Origin of the sequence: Sinorhizobium sp. FG01 (assembly GCF_002531875.1) — a bacterium.
In the GTDB taxonomy this organism is placed as follows: domain Bacteria; phylum Pseudomonadota; class Alphaproteobacteria; order Rhizobiales; family Rhizobiaceae; genus Sinorhizobium; species Sinorhizobium fredii_C.
Genome location: NZ_NWTB01000015.1, coordinates 1 through 17,404, shown reverse-complemented (window position 1 = coordinate 17,404; position 17,404 = coordinate 1). Strand labels below are relative to the sequence as shown.

The 17,404-nt window shown below is 62.9% G+C and carries 16 protein-coding genes and 1 tRNA gene; 8 read left to right on the top strand and 9 right to left on the bottom strand.

Translation table 11 applies throughout. The annotated features are described in order from the left end of the window. Positions 1-14: 14 nt before the first annotated feature. A complete protein-coding gene (locus CO656_RS22840) occupies positions 15-3,407 on the bottom strand; it encodes an ATP-binding protein (protein ID WP_097527248.1) in 3,393 nt (1,130 codons plus the stop codon). A gap of 232 nt (positions 3,408-3,639) precedes the next feature. On the opposite strand from CO656_RS22840, the gene CO656_RS22835 reads away from it, so the two are divergent. From CO656_RS22835 to CO656_RS22830, 3 genes are all read left to right on the top strand, one after another. After that, a complete protein-coding gene (locus CO656_RS22835; RefSeq protein ID WP_037424041.1) occupies positions 3,640-4,086 on the top strand; it encodes a phasin in 447 nt (148 codons plus the stop codon). Positions 4,087-4,138: 52 nt separating this feature from the next. Beyond that, positions 4,139-4,294 carry a hypothetical protein gene (locus tag CO656_RS30325; protein WP_179864826.1) on the top strand — a complete coding sequence of 52 codons (156 nt, stop codon included), beginning with the start codon at positions 4,139-4,141 and terminating at the stop codon, positions 4,292-4,294. Between the two features lie 56 nt (positions 4,295-4,350). After that, a tRNA-His gene (locus tag CO656_RS22830) sits at positions 4,351-4,427 on the top strand. A gap of 69 nt (positions 4,428-4,496) precedes the next feature. Here the strand turns inward: CO656_RS22830 and CO656_RS22825 are convergent. Next, entirely contained in the window at positions 4,497-5,375 is an 879-nt protein-coding gene (locus CO656_RS22825) for a LysR substrate-binding domain-containing protein (protein WP_037424044.1), read from the bottom strand. A 149-nt stretch (positions 5,376-5,524) separates the two neighbouring features. Here CO656_RS22825 and CO656_RS22820 point away from each other — a divergent pair, with 149 nt between their 5' ends. Together CO656_RS22820 and CO656_RS22815 are read left to right on the top strand one after the other, a co-directional pair. Continuing rightward, positions 5,525-6,763: an aromatic ring-hydroxylating dioxygenase subunit alpha gene (locus tag CO656_RS22820; protein WP_097527247.1), complete on the top strand. Its 1,239-nt coding sequence runs from the start codon at positions 5,525-5,527 to the stop codon at positions 6,761-6,763. 4 nt (positions 6,764-6,767) lie between these two features. Further along, the gene (locus CO656_RS22815) at positions 6,768-7,829 is read left to right on the top strand and encodes a hybrid-cluster NAD(P)-dependent oxidoreductase (RefSeq protein WP_097527246.1); all 1,062 of its coding nucleotides are present in this window, start codon (positions 6,768-6,770) and stop codon (positions 7,827-7,829) included. 45 nt (positions 7,830-7,874) lie between these two features. On the opposite strand, the gene CO656_RS22810 is transcribed toward CO656_RS22815, so the two are convergent. The 7 genes from CO656_RS22810 to CO656_RS22775 all read right to left on the bottom strand — a co-directional run bounded on the left by CO656_RS22810 (position 7,875) and on the right by CO656_RS22775 (position 14,004). Beyond that, positions 7,875-8,255: an FCD domain-containing protein gene (locus CO656_RS22810; RefSeq protein WP_272938876.1), complete on the bottom strand. Its 381-nt coding sequence runs from the start codon at positions 8,253-8,255 to the stop codon at positions 7,875-7,877. Beyond that, on the bottom strand, positions 8,252-9,253 hold the full coding sequence (locus CO656_RS22805; protein WP_097527245.1) for an Ldh family oxidoreductase: 1,002 nt from the start codon (positions 9,251-9,253) through the stop codon (positions 8,252-8,254). Before CO656_RS22805 ends, CO656_RS22810 begins: the two co-directional genes overlap by 4 nt. 231 nt (positions 9,254-9,484) lie before the next feature. Next, a complete protein-coding gene (locus tag CO656_RS22795; protein WP_179864825.1) occupies positions 9,485-10,522 on the bottom strand; it encodes a glycine betaine/L-proline ABC transporter ATP-binding protein in 1,038 nt (345 codons plus the stop codon). Then, positions 10,515-11,402: a proline/glycine betaine ABC transporter permease gene (locus CO656_RS22790; RefSeq protein ID WP_097527294.1), complete on the bottom strand. Its 888-nt coding sequence runs from the start codon at positions 11,400-11,402 to the stop codon at positions 10,515-10,517. The genes CO656_RS22795 and CO656_RS22790 overlap by 8 nt, the downstream gene beginning before the upstream one ends. Positions 11,403-11,493: 91 nt before the next feature. Continuing rightward, positions 11,494-12,495 (bottom strand): ABC transporter substrate-binding protein, encoded by a 1,002-nt coding sequence (locus CO656_RS22785; protein ID WP_097527243.1) that lies wholly within the window; start codon positions 12,493-12,495, stop codon positions 11,494-11,496. 69 nt (positions 12,496-12,564) lie between these two features. Beyond that, positions 12,565-13,359 carry a pyrroline-5-carboxylate reductase dimerization domain-containing protein gene (locus CO656_RS22780; RefSeq protein ID WP_097527242.1) on the bottom strand — a complete coding sequence of 265 codons (795 nt, stop codon included), beginning with the start codon at positions 13,357-13,359 and terminating at the stop codon, positions 12,565-12,567. 15 nt (positions 13,360-13,374) lie between these two features. After that, positions 13,375-14,004 (bottom strand): TetR/AcrR family transcriptional regulator, encoded by a 630-nt coding sequence (locus tag CO656_RS22775; RefSeq protein WP_097527241.1) that lies wholly within the window; start codon positions 14,002-14,004, stop codon positions 13,375-13,377. 146 nt (positions 14,005-14,150) lie between these two features. Between CO656_RS22775 and CO656_RS22770 the strand changes: the two genes are divergently transcribed. The 3 genes from CO656_RS22770 to CO656_RS22760 form a co-directional block, all read left to right on the top strand. Further along, entirely contained in the window at positions 14,151-16,187 is a 2,037-nt protein-coding gene (locus CO656_RS22770) for an NADH:flavin oxidoreductase (RefSeq protein WP_097527240.1), read from the top strand. Positions 16,188-16,239: 52 nt separating this feature from the next. After that, the gene (locus CO656_RS22765) at positions 16,240-16,842 is read left to right on the top strand and encodes a dimethylsulfoniopropionate lyase (RefSeq protein ID WP_097527239.1); all 603 of its coding nucleotides are present in this window, start codon (positions 16,240-16,242) and stop codon (positions 16,840-16,842) included. A gap of 43 nt (positions 16,843-16,885) precedes the next feature. After that, positions 16,886-17,404, top strand: a 519-nt coding sequence (locus tag CO656_RS22760) for an electron transfer flavoprotein subunit beta/FixA family protein (protein WP_097527238.1), incomplete at its 3' end; no start/stop codon positions are given.

Below are 17,404 nucleotides of genomic sequence, written 5' to 3'. Positions count from 1 at the left end.
TACAGCATCGGCCCTCAGTTCGCCAAGACGCGTTGCGACGGGAAGGACACTTCGACCAGCGTGCCCTCGTTGGGCGCGGAGCTGATGGCGAACTGGGCGCGGTTTGCCTCGGCCATCGCCTTCGTCAGCGGCAGGCCGAGGCCGGTGCCTTCGCCGCGCTTGCGCCCGCCGGTCGTCACCTGCCGGAACGGCTTCATCGCCTGGTCGAGCTCGTTGCGCGTCATGCCGATGCCCGTGTCGCGGATCCGGAGGATGACGCTGCCATTCGTCTCATAGGACGTCGACACGACGATCTGCCCGCCGGACGGCGTGAAGCGGATGGCGTTCGCCAGGATGTTGAGCGCGATCTGCTTGATCGAGCGGTCGTCGGCCACGACCTCCGGCACCGAGCCGGACAGCGAGGTGCGGATGATCACCCGCTGGCTGTTGGCCTGCGGCTGCACCAGCGAGACCGCTTCGGAGACCGCCTCGTTGAGGTCGACGGCGCTGAAATCGAGCTCCATCTCCCCGGCTTCGATCTTCGAGATGTCGAGCAGGTCGTTGACGATATCGAGCACGTGCCGGCCCGACCGACCGATGTCGCCGGCATATTCGATATAGCGTGGGTGGCCGACCGGTCCGAAATGCTCGCTCGCCATCATGTCGGAAAAGCCGATGATGGCGTTGAGCGGCGTGCGGATCTCGTGGCTGACCCGTGCGAGGAATTCGGTCTTGTGGGCGTTCGCGGTCTCGGCGGCACGCTTGGCGTTGCGCAGTTCCTCCTCGGTCCGCTTCCATTGGGTTATGTCGCGGATGACGGCGCAATAGCCGTTGGAGGAGGAGAGCCGCCCGATCGTCATGAACAGCGGAATGAAGCCGCCGCCCGCCTCCCGGCCGATCACTTCCCGGCCATCGTTGAGCACGCTTGCGACACCATGGCCGGAAAGGCCGTGCAGATAGTCGATTACCGCCTTCTGGCTCTCATGCGCGAAGAGAGCGGCAAACGGCTTTCCGCGCATCTCCTCTTCGTCATAGTTGAAGAGCGCGCTTGCCGAGCGGTTCATCGTCCGAATATCGCCCTCCTGGCCGAGGACCACGACGCCGTCGGTGGCCGTCTCGAGGATCGAGCGGAGTTCGTCGATTTCCATCCTGAGCCGCGCCTCGGCCCCAGGCGGGGCCTCTGCCACGGGTCTGGCCGTCTCGACGGCCCGGGTGACGGCGGGGCTTAGCGCCAGCATCAGCGCGCTTCTCCCCTCCCACTGGATCGAGTGGAGATGGGCGCTGACCGGAGCGAGCTGACCATTGGTGCGCACCAGGGTCATCGTCCCGTCCGGCTCGCGCTCTCCGGATTCGCTGCCATAGGCGAAGAGGGCTTCCAGGCCTCCCTCCTGCTCGAAGGCGCCGAGCGTCGGGTAGCCGGTCAGCCGCAGAAATTCTGGATTGGCGTGGAGCAGCGCGTCGCCGTGATGAATGAGGAGCGCGACCGGCAGGCGGTCAAGGATTTCGCTGCTCATGCCGACGCCGCCGCGCGGGGCAGGGGGTGCCTCGCCGCCGGTCGTCGGAGCCGTCTCCTCCAGCCGGGCGGCGGTCGCGTCATCCGCCGACGTGCTTTCGGTGGTGGTGTCTTCTGCCGAAGTCAGGTTGCTCGCCGAGCGCGCATCATCGCTGCGCACCGCACTCGGCGGCGGCGTCGGCTCAACGAAATGCGCGCCGAGCTGCCGCGCGATTTCACGGAAGGCCGCCTGCTCGCCGCGTGTCAGCGCCCCGGAGCCCGCCGGCCGATGCTCATCGAGATCGATGACCTTGTCGGAGGGTGCGCGCACCGGAGCATCGACGATGCGAAGGGCGGGCCGTTCGCCGGCAAACGGGTCTTCCGCCGCCGGCGTGTCTCCCGCCGCGCCCTCCTCAGGTTCGCCCGGCGGGGCATCGGCCGCATCGGACGCCTGCAACTCCGCTTCCGTCGGATCTCCAGCGGCGTCGGAAACGCCCTCGGCCGGAGCTTCGCCCGTCATTTCCTCTTGGCGGGGGGCAAGGGCGAGCGCCAAGCCGCTCGCCCTTTCGTCCTCGACCGCGTCAGCGAGCCGCACGATGCCGAAGCCGCGGAAACCGTCGAACTCGCGCGAACGGGAATAGGTCGGCAGGGCGGCGAGGTCGACCGGCACCTTGAGGCTCGTCCCCTCGACCGGCCACAGGATAGTCTTGCCGGACCAGGTGTCGCGGCGATGCAGAAGCGCGTTGATCTTGTGGTCGGGATCGAGATCGTAGCGGTCCGCAAGCTCGGCGAAGGTCAGGCCCACCACTCCGGCCGATCTCGGGCCGACGGCGGCTGCGAATTCCTCAGAGATCTCGCTAAAGCGCCCCTCCGCATCGATTTTCCAGACGAAGCGGACGGCGCGGCTGCCCGGCGTGAAGGTGAAGTCCGACTCCGCAGTCGTGCCGCTGGCGGCGTGCGACGTCGCCACTTGCGGCCCGGACTCGGGAGTCCCTGCGCTCGCTATCGGCTCTGAAGTCTCGTCGCCGGACTGAAGCGCCGGTTCGCTCTGTTCTTCCTCGACCGGCGTCGTATCGGCCGGCTGCTCTTCGGTTGCGCCGAGCTCGGTTATCGATACGGTCTCCGAAGCATCTTCCTGCACCGGAGATTCGGCAGGCTCGTCCGGCGCGGCCGGCGAAGCGGCGTCTTGGCCGGTCTCGACCTCTGCCGCAGCCACGGCGATTGCGTCTGGCCCGTCCGTGGCGGTGGTTTCTCCGCTATCCGGCGCCTCCAGCGTGGCCTCGACGGCGAAGAGAAGATGGAGGGCCGGGTGATCGGAAATCCTGCCGATTGCAGCAGGCAATTGCCCCTTCTCGGTCGCGACGAGGCGCTTGATCAGCCGGTCTTTCTCACGCGCCACCGCCGAGACGAGCGTCCGCCGGATGTCGTCCGACAGGCCCAGATGCTCGAATCCGGGCGATTGGGCGATGACGCTGCCGTCGTCGTCTAGCACGGCCATGTGCGTGTCGGGTCCGTCCAGCCCGGCGATCATCGCGGCGGCGCGGTCTTCCGGGGAAAGCGCCTTGCCGTTGTGCGGCGCGGTGAAGAGAACGGCGTCCTCGCCGGGCCGGATGCGGATCATCTCGACGGTCGCGTTGAGCGGCAGCCGGCGGAAGCCGGCCGCGATCCGGATCAACAACTGGCGCCGGTCGTCGACGGCGGCAAGCTGCGCCGCGGCGGCGCGCAACTGGCGCAGCGACAGGTCGTTCGGGTTGAGCGGACTATCGATGAAGTCGTAGACCGACGCGATGCCGAACAGCTTGGCGCCTTGGTCGTTTGCCCACAGGACGCGCGCCAGATCCTTCGAGAAGAGAACCGACGCATCGCCGCGGGCAAAATGCTCCCGCACCCGTGCATGCACGGCAATGTCGATGAATGGATACTGTCTCGCGGGCATGGGCAGGCCTATTGACGGGGCTCTTGCGTGTTAACACTCTATTAATACCTGCCGCATCTGCGAGGGTCCAGCGACGGTCCTGCTCTCCGCCCGCCTTTCGCCCCGCAAGGTTAATAGCGGCGGCTTTTGTGCAATGCACAATTTTGTTGCAATGCACAACGAGATCGATTATAAGAGCGGCATCACTCACCAAGGCGCCTCTTAAGAGGGCCACACGAAGGAGCGCATACCAATGGCTACCAAGAAGACCGAAGACGCATTTTCCCTTTCCTTTGACCCGACCAAGTTCGCCGACAGCTTCCGCGAGTTTGCCGAAAAGGGCGCCGCGCAGTCGAAGGACGCCTATGCCAAGATGAAGACCGCCGCCGAAGAGGCAACGAAGACCGTCGAAGCGACGCTCGAAAGCGCCCAGTCCGGCTCCGTCGAGCTCGGCCTAAAGGCGATCAACGCGCTGCGCACCAATGCCGAGAACTCGCTCTCGCACATGGAAGCGCTGCTTGGCGTGAAGTCGCTTTCCGAACTGGTCGAACTGCAGACCGCCTTCATCCGCAAGCAGGCCGAAGTCGCCGTCGAGCAGGCCAAGACGATGCAGGAAGCCACCCGCAAGGTCGCCGAGAACGTTGCCAAGCCCGGCAAGGAAGCCGCCGAAAAGGTCGTTTCCACCTTCAAGAAGGCCTGATCGGTCCCTACTGCATGTCTCCTTAAATCGACCTCGATTTAAGGACAAAGACATGCAGCAATTCAAAGTGCTACAGCGACCTTTTGCGCGTCTGGTGAGATGCGCGGCGCTGTACGCCCGTTCAAATTTTCTTAAAGGACCGGGTGCTTGCCATCCGGTCTTTTTGCTTGATAATCTGAAGTTAAGGCTTGCAAATCGGCTGAAGTGACCGTATGTGAGCCGCCAACGCGACGGCCCAAGCGATTTGGATCGCGCGCCCCGAGTGCGGTTGTAGCTCAGTTGGTTAGAGCGCAGGTTTGTGGCACCTGAGGTCGGTGGTTCGAGACCACCCAACCGTACCATTTCCCCTTCGAAATCAGCGACGCGAATTCCCAGCAAGCGGGCCGTTCATTCGGCACCTCGGCGGGACCTCAAGCGCTTGCAACAAGCCAGTCCGCGAAAAGCCGCGCCTTCGACGAAGCGCGCGGGTGGATCTTCAGGTAAAAGCCCACGGGTGAGGGGATGCTCTCCGGAACAAGTTTCACCAGCCGTCCTTCCTCGATCAGGCTTCCGACCAGCCCGTCCCAGCCCAGCACCGCCCCGACGTCGTCCTGCGCAGCCTGAAGCGCGATCATGTAGTTGTTGACATAGAAACTGCGGCCCTTGGGCTCCGGGTATCCAAGCGCGGCAAACCAGTCGTCCCAGCTTGTCCAGCCTGTTTCCTTGCTGCTCGAGTGAATCAACGGTGCCTTAACCAGATCCTCAAGCCTGGTAATGCCATGCTCGGCGGCGAAACGGGATGTTCCCATAGCCACGATGTGGTCCTGAAAGAGAGCGCGGTATTCAACTCCGGTCCCCTGCGGATTGCCGTAATGGATGCTCAGATCGCAGCGGCCGGTCATTCCCGGCACGTCGCTGACGAGTTGCGAGACGGTAACGGTGGGATGGATCTTCCAGAAGGCCGAGATCTTCGGTGTGAGCCACAGCGAACTGATAGCCGTGGTGGTCCCGACCGTGACGTCGACCGTTTCCGGGCGCTCGCGCATCTGGGTGACGGCTTCGGAAATCGTCTCGAACCCCCGCTGGATCGCGATGAACAGAAGCGCTCCTTTCTCCGTGAGTTCGACGCCGCGGTGGTGGCGGAGGAACAGGCTGCATCCGAGGTCCATCTCCAGCGCCTTGATCTGGTGGCTGACGGCAGCCGGCGTCACATTCATTTCCTGCGCGGCCTTCTTGAAACTCGCATTTCGCGCCGCCGCCTCGAAGCAGATAAGCGCGGTCATGGAGGAGAAGTCATAGGGGCTTGGCATCCGGACCTCTGATGAATCGTTCCTGTCGGTGTGCAGACGCTTGAGGTTAGCTCACCTAATTCAAGATGAAATTTTATGCCGTTGTCAAACGGGTTCATGGGCAAGAATAATTCAGCTCAGTTTGAAGCTACCGCACCTGGAATCAGCCCATGACAGCCAATTCGCCATCCGTCCATGAACTGCTTGCCCGCCGCGTCGCGGGCTTCAGCCTGGAGCAGCCCTTCTATACCTCGCGCGAGATCTATGAACTCGACCTCAAGCACATCTTCTACAAGGAGTGGCTTTATGCCGTTCCGGCCTGCCAACTCGCCAAGGCGGGCAGCTACGTCACATTGCGCGTCGGCGCCTATGAAGTGATCATCGTGCGTGGCCGTGACGGCGAGATCCGCGCCTTCCACAATTCCTGTCGTCATCGCGGGTCGCTGGTTTGCAAGGCGCGCGAAGGCCAGGTGGCGAAGCTCGTCTGTCCCTATCATCAGTGGACCTACGACCTTGACGGCAAACTGATCTGGGCAAACGACATGGGACCTGGGTTCGACGCGTCGCAATTCGGGCTGAAGCCGGTCAACCTGCGCAATCTCGAAGGCCTGATCTATATCTGCCTGTCCGACACGCCACCGGACTTCGAACCCTTCGCCAAACTGGCGCGCCCGTATCTGGAGGTCCACGAACTCAAGGATGCCAAGGTCGCCTTCACCTCGACCATCGTCGAGAAGGGCAACTGGAAGCTGGTTTGGGAGAACAACCGCGAGTGCTATCACTGCAGCAGCAACCATCCGGCGCTCTGCCGCTCTTTCCCGCTCGACCCGGAAGTTGCCGGCGTCCAGGCCGATGGCGGGGTGTCACCGAGGCTGCAGGTGCATTTCGACCGTTGCGCGGCCGCCGGCGCGCCGGCGCAATTCGTCCTTGCTGGTGACGGTCAATACCGTTTGGCACGCATGCCGCTCCAGGAAAAGGCATTGAGCTATACGATGGACGGCAAGGCCGCCGTCGCCAGAAACCTTGGCCGGGTTGCCCCGCCCGACGCCGGCACGCTCCTGATGTTCCATTATCCGTCGACATGGAATCACTTCCTGCCGGATCATTCGCTGACCTTCAGGGTCGTGCCGATCAGCCCGACGGAAACCGAGGTCACGACCACCTGGCTCGTGCACAAGGATGCCGTCGAAGGTGTCGACTACGACCTCAAGCGCCTGACGGAAGTCTGGATCGCCACCAATGACGAAGATCGCGAGATCGTCGAGACCAACCAGCAGGGGATCTTCTCTCCGGCCTATGTTCCCGGTCCCTATTCGCCGGGCCAGGAAAGCGGGGTGACGCAGTTCGTCGACTGGTATGCGGCCTGGCTCGAGCGCGCCGTTGCGCCGCTTCGGGTGGCGGCGGAGTGAGCGGATGAGCCAGTTCAAGACACTCAGCTTCTGGGGCGATGCCGAACCGCTCGAATGCGTCACCCGCACGCCGGAAGCGCCAAACGTGGTGACCTTCAGCTTTCAAAGTCCCTCCGGGGCGCTGTTCAACCATGATCCGGGGCAGTTCGTCACGCTGGAACTGCCCGCTCCCGGCGGGCCGCTCTACCGCACCTATACGATCTCTTCCTCACCATCGCGGCCGACGGCGCTGACGATCACCGTCAAGGCGCAGGATCGGTCCATCGGCACGCGTTGGATGCTCGACAAGCTGCACAAGGGCATGCGCATCAGGGCCATCGGCCCGGCGGGAAAATTCTCGATCGTGCATCACCCGGCCGAGAAATACCTCTTCATCTCCGCCGGTTCCGGCATCACGCCGATGGTGGCGATGACCACCTGGCTTTACGATTCCGGGCGCGAGCCGGATATCGTCTTCATCAACTGCGCGCGCCGTCCCTCCGAGATCATCCTGCGCGACAGGATGGAACTCATGGCCTCGCGCATCGTCGGCATCGACCTGAAATGGGTGGTCGAGGAACCCGATCCCTTCCGGCCCTGGACCGGCTATCGGGGAATGTTCAACCAGATCATGCTGGGCCTGATGGCCCAGGACTATCTCGACCGCGAGGTGTTCTGCTGCGGCCCCGAACCTTTCATGCGGGCCGTGCGCGAGGCGCTTGCCGGTCTCGGCTACGAGATGAGCCGCTACCATCAGGAGAGCTTCACGGCAGAGCCCGAGCACGCCGAAGATGTTCCCGAGGATGTGGTCCCCGATCAGCAGAACCAGGCCGAGATCGCCTTCTCCCTCTCCGGCATCAGCGCCCGGTGCAACGAGACGGACACGATCCTGGTGGCCGCAAAGGCGGCGGGACTGGTGATCCCCTCGGGCTGTTCGATGGGAATCTGCGGCACCTGCAAGGTGCGCAAGACGGAAGGCCGGGTCCACATGGTGCACAATGGCGGCATCACGGAGGAGGATATCGAGGAGGGCTATATCCTCGCCTGTTGCTCCAAACCCCTGGGCCACGTGACCGTGGAAGCGTAGCCAGGCGTCCGCCGGCGCCGAAAGAGAACAACAAGAAAGGGGCGGCTACCTGTCAGCGGTCTTCTTTGCAGGAAGATGCTTCAGGAGGGATTTGCAGGCGTTCATAATATGGGCATACAGCAGGTCCGCTGCTTTTTCCTCGTCCATGTCCCTGCAGGCATTGAGAATTTGCCGATGTTCCCGGTCAGCTGTCTGCTGGCCTTTCGACAGCGTCAGTTGAACTCTCAGGTATCGTTCCAGCCGATCGTTCACGGAGCGGATCGTGTTGACGAGGAACGGCCGCTGAGCGTCCTCGTAGAGACAGCTGTGGAACCGCCAATTTAGTTCCGACCATCGAGCGACGTCGGTCTCCTTAGCGAAGGCGTCGCAGTAGGCGAGGGCCTTTTCGAAGGTCTCTTCAGCCCGACCGCTAAACCGGGGGATCATGCGCCCGCGATTTTAACGATGTTTTCATACACACTTCGCGGCATTCGAAGGCCCTCTGACGGCGGCCGCGGATATTCGATGCCGCTGACCCCGGGCACGAACACGCCGTGGCACTGGAGCCGGGCTGCTTGTTGGCGCACTCGTCCGACACGATCAGCGCCGGCGGGCCCCGGCATCATTGCGACCACCGTCAAGCCCGCCGCTGGAGACGTCGTGCCCGACATGAAATCGGCCGTGTCCAGCGACCACGGCCCGCCGGAGAGCCCCGCCGATAGCATTTCGACCATCAATGCCACGTTCGCTCCCTTGCGCCCGCCGAAGGGAAGGAGCGCACCGGCGAGTGCTTTCGTGGCATCCTGGGTGTCCGCACCATTTTCGTCGACGGCCCAGCCCTCGGGGATGGAGCGGCCTTCGGCAGCGGCTGCGACGATGTTGACATAGGCCGTGGCGCTCGACGCCTGATCGATAATCAACGGCAACGAACCTTCTCCGAGCGGAAAGCCGAATGCCATGGGATTCGTGCTGTAGACGGCGGGTCCGCCCGGCTTTGCGACCACCATTGCATTGGCGTTCGTCGCCGCGATCCCGACAATTCCCTCCGCCGCGAGCCTTCGCACGAAGTAGCCCAGTTCACCGGCGGTGTAGCTGTTCGTCTGGGTGAAGACAGCCACCCCGAATTGGCGCACCGTCCCAACCAAAACCTCGAAGGCGCGATCGAAGCCGAGCTGTGCGATACCCCGGTCGGCATCGGAAACGAAACACGCCGGAAACGGGCGTTGCAGGGTCGGTGCCGGATCGCAGTTGATACGCCCCTCGCGGAAGCTGTTCAGATAATCCACCAGGTGGGGAAATCCAAGCACGGGAGGGCCGTAGAGTGCGGCCGACAAGGTTGCGTCGACGAGCGAGCGGGCGGTGGCTTCCGTGGCGCCTGCCGCCAGGCAAGCGCGTTTCGCCAGTTCCTCTGCTTCCGCCAAGCCGAGTGAAACCTCATCTGACATTCTCAATCTCCAGTTCTGTTTTCGTCCTTCGTAGAAGGCATATGGGGCCGGCCGCGGTGCCGCGCAGTCGCCGATCCGGCGCGTTGGAATTCCCGGTCAAACGGCCCCGGCATCAACCGGTCAGCCGGGGAATTCGTCGTCGAGCGCCGCGCGTGCGCCTTCTTCCGCATCGGATGTTCAGATCCGATGCGTGGAGGGTCGTGCGCCGTGATGATGGTCTCCCGGAGCCGGTCAGTTGCTCGTGACGGCGGCCGAAGCCAATGTCTTGAGGTCAACGCTCCCCAGAGGCATGCCAGCGGCGTTCACAATGGTCAGATCCTTGGCGTCACCATGGGCGAGGACCTTGATCGCGTCTTCGATCGAACTTCCTGCCAAGAGAGTCGCACCGTTGACCGGATGGCCCGGCGCAACCGGAGCCATGACGGCGTCCACATGGATGACGCGGCCGCGGTTCACCTCCTTGACGAAGCTCGCCACGTAGTCGTCGGCCGGCCTGAGGACGATGTCCTGGCTGGTGCCCTGCTGGATCACTTCGCCGTCGCGCAAGATGGCGATCTGGTCGCCCAGCCTCAGCGCCTCGTCGAGGTCGTGGGTGATGAACACGATGGTCTTCCTGATCTCCTTCTGCAGGTCGAGAAGCACCGTCTGCATGTCCATGCGGATCAGCGGATCGAGCGCCGAATAGGCCTCGTCCATCAACAGCACCGGCGCGTCGTTGGAAAGCGCCCGGGCGAGGCCGACGCGCTGCTGCATGCCGCCGGAGAGCTGGTTTGGGTACTTGCTCTCGAAGCCCTTCAGCCCGACCCGCTCGATCCAGCGCATGGCGATCTCGACCGCCTTAGCGCGTTCGACACCCTGGACCTCGAGCCCGTAGAGGGTGTTGTCGAGAACATTGCGATGCGGAAGAAGCGCGAACTTCTGAAACACCATCGCCGTCTGGTGCCGGCGAAACTCGCGCAGTTCCATCTCGTTCATCTTGACCACATCGACGCCGTTCACCAGCACTTCGCCGGCGGTCGGATCGATCAGACGGTTGATGTGGCGGATCAGGGTGGATTTCCCCGAACCGGACAGCCCCATGATGACCTGGATGCAGCCGGAGGGCATCTCGATGTTGATGTCCTTGAGGCCGAGCACATGGCCGAATTTCGCATTCAACTCGGTTTTCGAGAGACCGTTGCGCACGGCCTCGACATGCCTTGCGGCGTTCGGGCCGAAGATCTTGTAGAGGTTGCGGATCTTGATGCCGTCGAAGCGATGATCAGCCATGGACGACCTCCCTGTGCTTCTGCAGCCGCTTGCCATAGGCCTGGCTGACGCGGTCGAAGATGATGGCGATGCCGACGATGGCGAGGCCGTTGAAAATGCCGAGGGTGAAGTACTGGTTGGCGATCGCCTTCAGCACCGGCTGGCCGAGGCCCTGTACGCCGATCATCGAGGCGATGACGACCATGGCGAGCGCCATCATGATCGTCTGGTTGATGCCGGCCATGATGGTCGGCAGCGCCAGAGGCATCTGCACGTTCTTGAGCTTCTGCCAGCTCGACGAGCCGAAGGCGTCGGCCGCTTCCAGGACGTCCTTGTCGACCAGCCGGATGCCGAGATTGGTCAACCGGATCATCGGCGGAATGGCGTAGATGACGACGGCGATCAGGCCGGGAACCTTGCCGATGCCGAGCAGCATGACGACCGGGATCAGATAAACGAAACTCGGCATCGTCTGCATCACGTCGAGCACCGGGTTCACGACCCGCTGCATGCGGTCGGAACGGGACATCAGAATGCCCATCGGGATGCCGACGGCGATCGACAGAACGGTGCAGACGAAGATCATCGAGACCGTCCGCATCGTGTCGTCCCACATGTCGAAATAGCCGATGGCGAGCAGCGTAACGAGACAGCCGAGCACCACCTTCCAGCTCCGGCTCGCACCCCAGGCAATCACAAGGATGATTAGCATGATGATCGGCCAGGGCGTCTTGGTCATGAAGCGCTCGGCGGCGATCAGGAAATGCTGCAAGGGCGAGAAGAAGACCTCGATCCCATCACCATAGGCGCGCGTGAACGCCCGGAATCCCTCGTCGATGAGCTTTTTCAGCTCTCGGAGCGAGTCGTCGTTCATGCTCGGAAATTTAAAAAACCAGTCCATTCGGTTCCCCGGTTCAAAGAAGCCGCGCATGCTTTTTTATTTTTTCGGCTGTGGAATGGGGCGCGCCAAGGCGCGCCCACGCGTCAGTGGCTTAGAGCGCCGCCTTGATCTTCTCGGCGGCTTCGGGCGTCACCCACTTCGTCCAGACGTCCTCGTTTTCTTCGAGGAAGTGCTTGGCACCTTCTTCGCCGCTCGCCTGATTGTCCGTCATCCAGGCCATCAGCTTGCTGACGGTGTCGTTGCTCCAGGAGCGTTTGTTCAGGTATTCCATGATCTCGGGGCCGGCCCTCTCGGAGAAGGGCTTGGCCACCAGCGTGACGATGGTGTCGACCGGCCAGGCGCTCGGCTTCGGGTCAGGGCAATCGGCCACGGTGATGCACCGCTTCCACTCGGCTGCGTCTTCCGCAACGCCCGGCTCCAGCTTGACCATCGGATATTTGCCAAGCAGCGCTGTCGGCGCCCAATAGTAACCAACCCAGGCTTGCTTGGACTCGTATGCCTTCGCGATGGAGCCGTCCAAACCGGCGGCGGAGCCGGTGTCGACGAGCTTGAAGCCGGCCTTCTCGGCCTCGAACGCCCTATAGAGCTGCGAGGTGACGACCGTGCCGCCCCAGCCCTGAGGGCCATTGAAGATCGCGCCCTTGCTCGGGTCTTCCGGATCGGGGAAGAGTTCCGGGTGCTTCAACATGTCGGGAATTGTTTTGATGTCCGGATGGGCATCCGCCAGATACTTCGGAATCCACCAGCCCTGTACGCCGCCGTCGGGCAGCGGCGAACCGACCTGCACGATCCGGCCCTCTTCCGTTCCCTTCTTCACGACATCGGGCAACAGGTCGATCCACGCCTCCGGCGCGATATCGGGCTCGCCCTTTTCCGCCATCGAAGTGATCGTCGGGACGGTGTCGCCGATGGTGATTTCAGCGTCGCATCCATAACCCTCGTTCAGGATGAACCTGTCGAGATTGGAGAGCACTTCCGCGCTCTGCCAGTTCATGCTCGCGATGGTCAGAGATCCGCATTCCGCGGCGCTCGCGACGGACGCGCCTCCCAGGACGCCAAGCGCAAGGCAGGTTGATGCAAGGAGCTTTTTCACTGTCGTTCCCTTTGTTTGGCGGCGTTTGTTAACGGAGCTGGCCTGCCGCGGTCGCCAGATCCGATCGGCTCAGGAGTGCTCTCCCATAGTCACCGATTTCTGAAAAGCGGCATCGAGCCCGTTTCGGACGGCAGCGTCGAAGCCGGCGGCGCGCATCGCCTCGATTGCAGCAGCAGTCGTCCCGCGGTAGCCGACAAAGGCTTCCATCGTATCGGCGGGACATTCGCCGCTCTTCTCGAAGAGTCGCCCGGATCCGACCAGAACGGCGGTAACGGCCCGTCGCGCAACATCCGGTTTGATGCCGCGTGCCACGGCATCGCGCATCATGGCGTCGGCCAGAAGAGCCGGGAAGGCTGGCCCGGACCCGGAAAGGCCGGTCAGGTAGTCGATGCCGTTTTCGCTCGCGACCTCGTCCTGCGTGCCGCAAGCATCGAAGATTGCGCACACGATGGCGCGATCTCGATCGTTCACGCCTCCGGAGCCGATCCACGGGGTATAGGACTTGCCGACCTCAGCCGCCGCGTTGGGCAAGCTGCGGACGACCCGGTCCGTATTGTGGTGTTCGGCCAATTGGCTCAAGCGAATACCGGCCATGACGGAGATCACGAGCTTGCCATAGGCATCGACCTTGAGCGGCGGCCAGTCAGCGGGTCGGACCGAAACAATGATAACGTCCGAGCGATCGGCCAGCCGCTGATTGTCGGTGGTCCAGAAGGAACCGGCAAAGCGGTGCGGTTGCTCGCGCCGATAGGAAAGGGAAAGATCGCGCGGCTGCACCAGACCAGCATCGAGGATCGAAGTGGCAATGGCGCCGCCGAGCCAACCGCCGCCTCCGATGATGCCAATTCTTAGTGAGCCACTCATGTCTCCATTAACCTCTTAGTCGGGCTTGTAGCCGTGCCGGGAATAGAAGCGGTCGAGCTCCCGTTGTTCCGGCACCTGACCCGTGTAGATCGCGATATATTCGGGGATGCGCTTCATACGGAGTGCGACATCTTCCTGGGTCTGCATCGAGATGTAACCGATCTGAACCAGGTAGGTCGTGCGGGCGCGGACGTCGGCGGTTATCTCCGAATGACCGAAACGCATAAACATCCGTTTGAGGGCTTCCAGCCGGACCTGGTCGGCCTTCTGGACCTCGGCCAGGATGTCGTCCGACTGGAGTGCCCAGCTGCGCACGGCAAACTCGAACTTGGAGTCGAACAGCTCCTTGTTCAGCCAGCAATCGAAGACGTTGAGCATCGCTTCGGCGAGAGATTCCGCATAAGCCTCCGACTGTTTGACGATATTGCCGGTGTTCTTGTCCCGCCACCGACCGATGAGTGCAGCGAGCAGTTCTTCCCGATCCTTGAAGAACCAGTAGAAGCTTGTTCTCGAGAGATTGAGCCTCTTTGCCAGCGGCAGGATCTTTACCGAATCCACGCCTGCTTCCAGCAGGGATTCGTAGGCCGCTTCCAGCCAACCCTCCTGCGATCCGCGCCAGCCGCTGTCGTTTGAGACCTGCTCCATGGTTATCTCCTAGCAAATTGTGAGAGGATGTACAAGAAAAATGTACATGCGTGTCAACGTTAATGACTTTATTGTTTTCTATATTGACACCAATGTACATTCCCGCGTAGCGTTCGGGGTGAATTTTCTAGACCGGAGCCCGGCAGATGTCGAACGACCCCCTCCTTCAGCCCTATCAGCTCAAGCACCTGACGCTGCGCAACCGCATCATCGTGACCGCGCACGAGCCGGCCTATCCGGAAGACGGCATGCCGAAGGAGCGCTATCGCGCCTACACCGTGGAACGGGCAAAGGGGGGCGTGGCGATGACGATGACCGCCGGATCAGCGGCCGTCTCGAAAGACAGCCCGCCGGTGTTCAACAATCTGCTCGCCTACAAGGACGAGATTGTCCCTTGGATAAAGGAGATGACCGACGCCGTGCACGAGGAGGGTGCGGCGATCATGATCCAGCTCACCCATCTCGGCCGACGCACGCGTTGGGACAAGGGTGAGTGGCTGCCCGTCGTGGCGCCGTCCCATCACCGCGAGGCGTCGCACCGTGCCTTTCCGAAGAAGATCGAAGACTGGGACATCGAAAGGATCATCAAGGATTTCGCCGATGCGGCCGAGCGGATGAAGGCGGGCGGCATGGACGGGGTCGAGCTCGAAGCCTACGGGCACCTCATCGACCAGTTCGCCTCGCCGTTGACGAACGAACTCGACGGCCCTTACGGCGGCTCGCTCGACAACCGCATGCGCTTCTGTTTCGACGTCCTGAGGGCGATCCGAACGCGCGTCGGAGAGGATTTCATCCTTGGCGTGCGCTACACGGCAGACGAATGTCTTCCCGGCGGAACGGGAAGGGAGGATGGCCTGGAAATATCGAAGCGCCTCAAGGAAAGCGGGCTTATCGATTACCTGAACGTCATCCGCGGCCATATCGATACCGACGCCGGCCTCACCGACGTGATCCCGATCCAGGGCATGGCCAATTCGCCGCATCTTGATTTCGCCGGCGAGATTCGCGCCGCGACCAACTTCCCGACCTTCCATGCCGCCAAAATCCCGGACGTCGCGACCGCCCGCCATGCGATCGCCTCCGGCAAGGTCGACCTGGTCGGGATGACCCGCGCTCACATGACCGATCCGCATATCGTCCGGAAGATCATCGGGAAACGCGAGGAAGACATTCGCCCCTGCGTCGGGGCGAACTACTGTCTCGACCGCATCTATCAGGGCGGCGCCGCCTATTGCATCCACAACGCCGCGACCGGACGCGAGCTGACGATGCCGCACACGATCGCCAAGGCGGACCGTCGCAAGAAGGTTGTGATCGTCGGCGCCGGGCCGGCCGGTCTGGAGGCGGCCCGCGTGGCAGGCGAGCGCGGCCATGAGGTCGTCGTCTTCGAGGCGGCCAACGATCCGGGCGGCCAGATCCGGCTGACGGCGCAGAGCGAACGCCGACGGGAAATGATAAGCATTATCGACTGGCGCATGAGCCAGTGCGAGAAGCACGGCGTGACCTTCCACTTCAACACCTGGGCGGAAGCGGACACGGTTCAGGCGGAAAACCCGGACGTCGTCATCATTGCGACCGGCGGCATGCCCCACACGGACATTCTGTCGAAGGGCAACGAGCTGGTCGTTTCCGCCTGGGACATCATCTCGGGCGACGTCAAGCCCGGCACCAACGCTCTGATCTTCGACGACGCCGGCGACCATGCCGGCCTGCAGGCCGCCGAGTTCATTGCCAAGGCAGGGGGCAAGGTCGAGATCATGACTCCCGATCGCTCCTTTGCGCCGGAAGTCATGGCGATGAACCTCGTCCCCTACATGCGCTCTCTGCAGAAGCTCGACGTGACCTTCACCGTCACCTACCGGCTGGAAGCGGTCGAGAAGAGCGGCAATGAACTCGTCGCCCATGTCGGCAGCGACTATGGCGGCGTCAATAAACAACGGACCTTCGATCAGGTCGTCATCAACCACGGCACCATTCCGCTCGACGAGCTCTATTTCGAGCTGAAGCCCGCCTCGAGCAATCTCGGTGAGATTTCCCACGACCAGCTGATCGCCGGCAGGCCGCAAACCGTTTGGCGCAACGCCGACGGCAAGTTCCAGCTCTTCCGAATCGGCGACGCGGTCTCGGCGCGCAACACCCACGCGGCGATCTATGACGCGCTTCGCCTTCTCAAGGACATCTGACGCCGGGGCTGGGTCGCCGGGAGCGGCCTGCCGGCCGCACGAGGGATACGCAATGACAGCTCGAAGCGAAGCCCTTCAGTCTTTCGTCGACGCCGCCTCCGCGGCTTTCGACCAGTTCGCGCAGGCGACGGAATCGCGCGGGTCGATCGCGCAGATATTCTCCGCGCTTGAAGTGCCGGGCGTGCAAAGACCCGGCCCCGGAAGCCGGCTGCCGGTCTGCGTCCATCTGGACACGGCGCTTGCCGTCGAGACACAACACGACGCGCTCCGCCGCTTGGTCGATCGGTTCAAGACGATCGAACCGCTGCTCGAATGGCGGCGCCGGACAAATTATGACGGCTCGGAGAGCGAGAATTTCTTCGAGGGCCACGCCAATGCGATGATCATCGGCCCCGGCGGTCTCGAGGAGCGGCGGGACCTATGGTTCGGCGTCACTCTCATGGCGCCCGACGTCCGCTATCCCGACCACGATCACCCGCCGGAAGAGGTCTATCTCGTCCTGTCGGAGGGAGAATTCCGACAGGGGCAGGGCGCCTGGTTCTCGCCTGGCGTCGGCGGCTCCTTCTACAACCAGCCGGGAACCAGGCACGCCATGCGCTCGGTCGGCACACCGCTCTTTGCCTTCTGGGTGCTGCTGGCGAACGGGCCGGCTTAGCGTGTCCTCAGCTAGAACATCTCAAGGAACTAGGAAAACCAGCATGAAGATCTTGGTCACAGTTAAGCGGGTCGTCGACTTCAACGTCAAGATCCGGGTGAAGGCGGACGGTTCGGGCGTCGAGCTTGCCAACGTCAAGATGTCGATGAACCCGTTCGACGAGATCTCGGTCGAAGAGGCGCTGCGGCTCAAGGAAGCCGGCAAGGCGTCGGAAGTGGTGGTCGTATCGATCGGCCCGGCCAAGGCCGAAGAGACGCTGAGGACCGCGCTCGCCATGGGCGCCGACCGGGCGATCCTCGTCGAAACCGAGGACCAGGTCGAGCCGCTCGCCGTCGCCAAGATCGTCAAGGGTGTCGCCGAAGCCGAACAGCCGGGGCTGATCATCGTCGGCAAGCAGGCGATCGACGACGATTCCAACCAGACCGGCCAGATGCTGTCGGCGCTCTTGGGCTGGGCTCAGGGCACCTTCGCCTCCAAGGTCGAGATCGGCGACGGCAAGGTCAACGTCACCCGCGAGGTCGACGGCGGCCTGCAGACGGTCGAACTGAAGCTGCCGGCGGTG

What these genes read in the sequence shown, in the direction of transcription:
- CO656_RS22840 (WP_097527248.1), bottom strand. Translation starts at nt 3,407, where the DNA reads ATGCCCGCGAGACAGTATCCATTCATCGACATTGCCGTGCATGCACGG.
- CO656_RS22835 (WP_037424041.1), top strand. Translation starts at nt 3,640, where the DNA reads ATGGCTACCAAGAAGACCGAAGACGCATTTTCCCTTTCCTTTGACCCG.
- CO656_RS30325 (WP_179864826.1), top strand. Translation starts at nt 4,139, where the DNA reads ATGCAGCAATTCAAAGTGCTACAGCGACCTTTTGCGCGTCTGGTGAGA.
- CO656_RS22825 (WP_037424044.1), bottom strand. Translation starts at nt 5,375, where the DNA reads ATGCCAAGCCCCTATGACTTCTCCTCCATGACCGCGCTTATCTGCTTC.
- CO656_RS22820 (WP_097527247.1), top strand. Translation starts at nt 5,525, where the DNA reads ATGACAGCCAATTCGCCATCCGTCCATGAACTGCTTGCCCGCCGCGTC.
- CO656_RS22815 (WP_097527246.1), top strand. Translation starts at nt 6,768, where the DNA reads ATGAGCCAGTTCAAGACACTCAGCTTCTGGGGCGATGCCGAACCGCTC.
- CO656_RS22810 (WP_272938876.1), bottom strand. Translation starts at nt 8,255, where the DNA reads ATGATCCCCCGGTTTAGCGGTCGGGCTGAAGAGACCTTCGAAAAGGCC.
- CO656_RS22805 (WP_097527245.1), bottom strand. Translation starts at nt 9,253, where the DNA reads ATGTCAGATGAGGTTTCACTCGGCTTGGCGGAAGCAGAGGAACTGGCG.
- CO656_RS22795 (WP_179864825.1), bottom strand. Translation starts at nt 10,522, where the DNA reads ATGGCTGATCATCGCTTCGACGGCATCAAGATCCGCAACCTCTACAAG.
- CO656_RS22790 (WP_097527294.1), bottom strand. Translation starts at nt 11,402, where the DNA reads ATGGACTGGTTTTTTAAATTTCCGAGCATGAACGACGACTCGCTCCGA.
- CO656_RS22780 (WP_097527242.1), bottom strand. Translation starts at nt 13,359, where the DNA reads ATGAGTGGCTCACTAAGAATTGGCATCATCGGAGGCGGCGGTTGGCTC.
- CO656_RS22775 (WP_097527241.1), bottom strand. Translation starts at nt 14,004, where the DNA reads ATGGAGCAGGTCTCAAACGACAGCGGCTGGCGCGGATCGCAGGAGGGT.
- CO656_RS22770 (WP_097527240.1), top strand. Translation starts at nt 14,151, where the DNA reads ATGTCGAACGACCCCCTCCTTCAGCCCTATCAGCTCAAGCACCTGACG.
- CO656_RS22765 (WP_097527239.1), top strand. Translation starts at nt 16,240, where the DNA reads ATGACAGCTCGAAGCGAAGCCCTTCAGTCTTTCGTCGACGCCGCCTCC.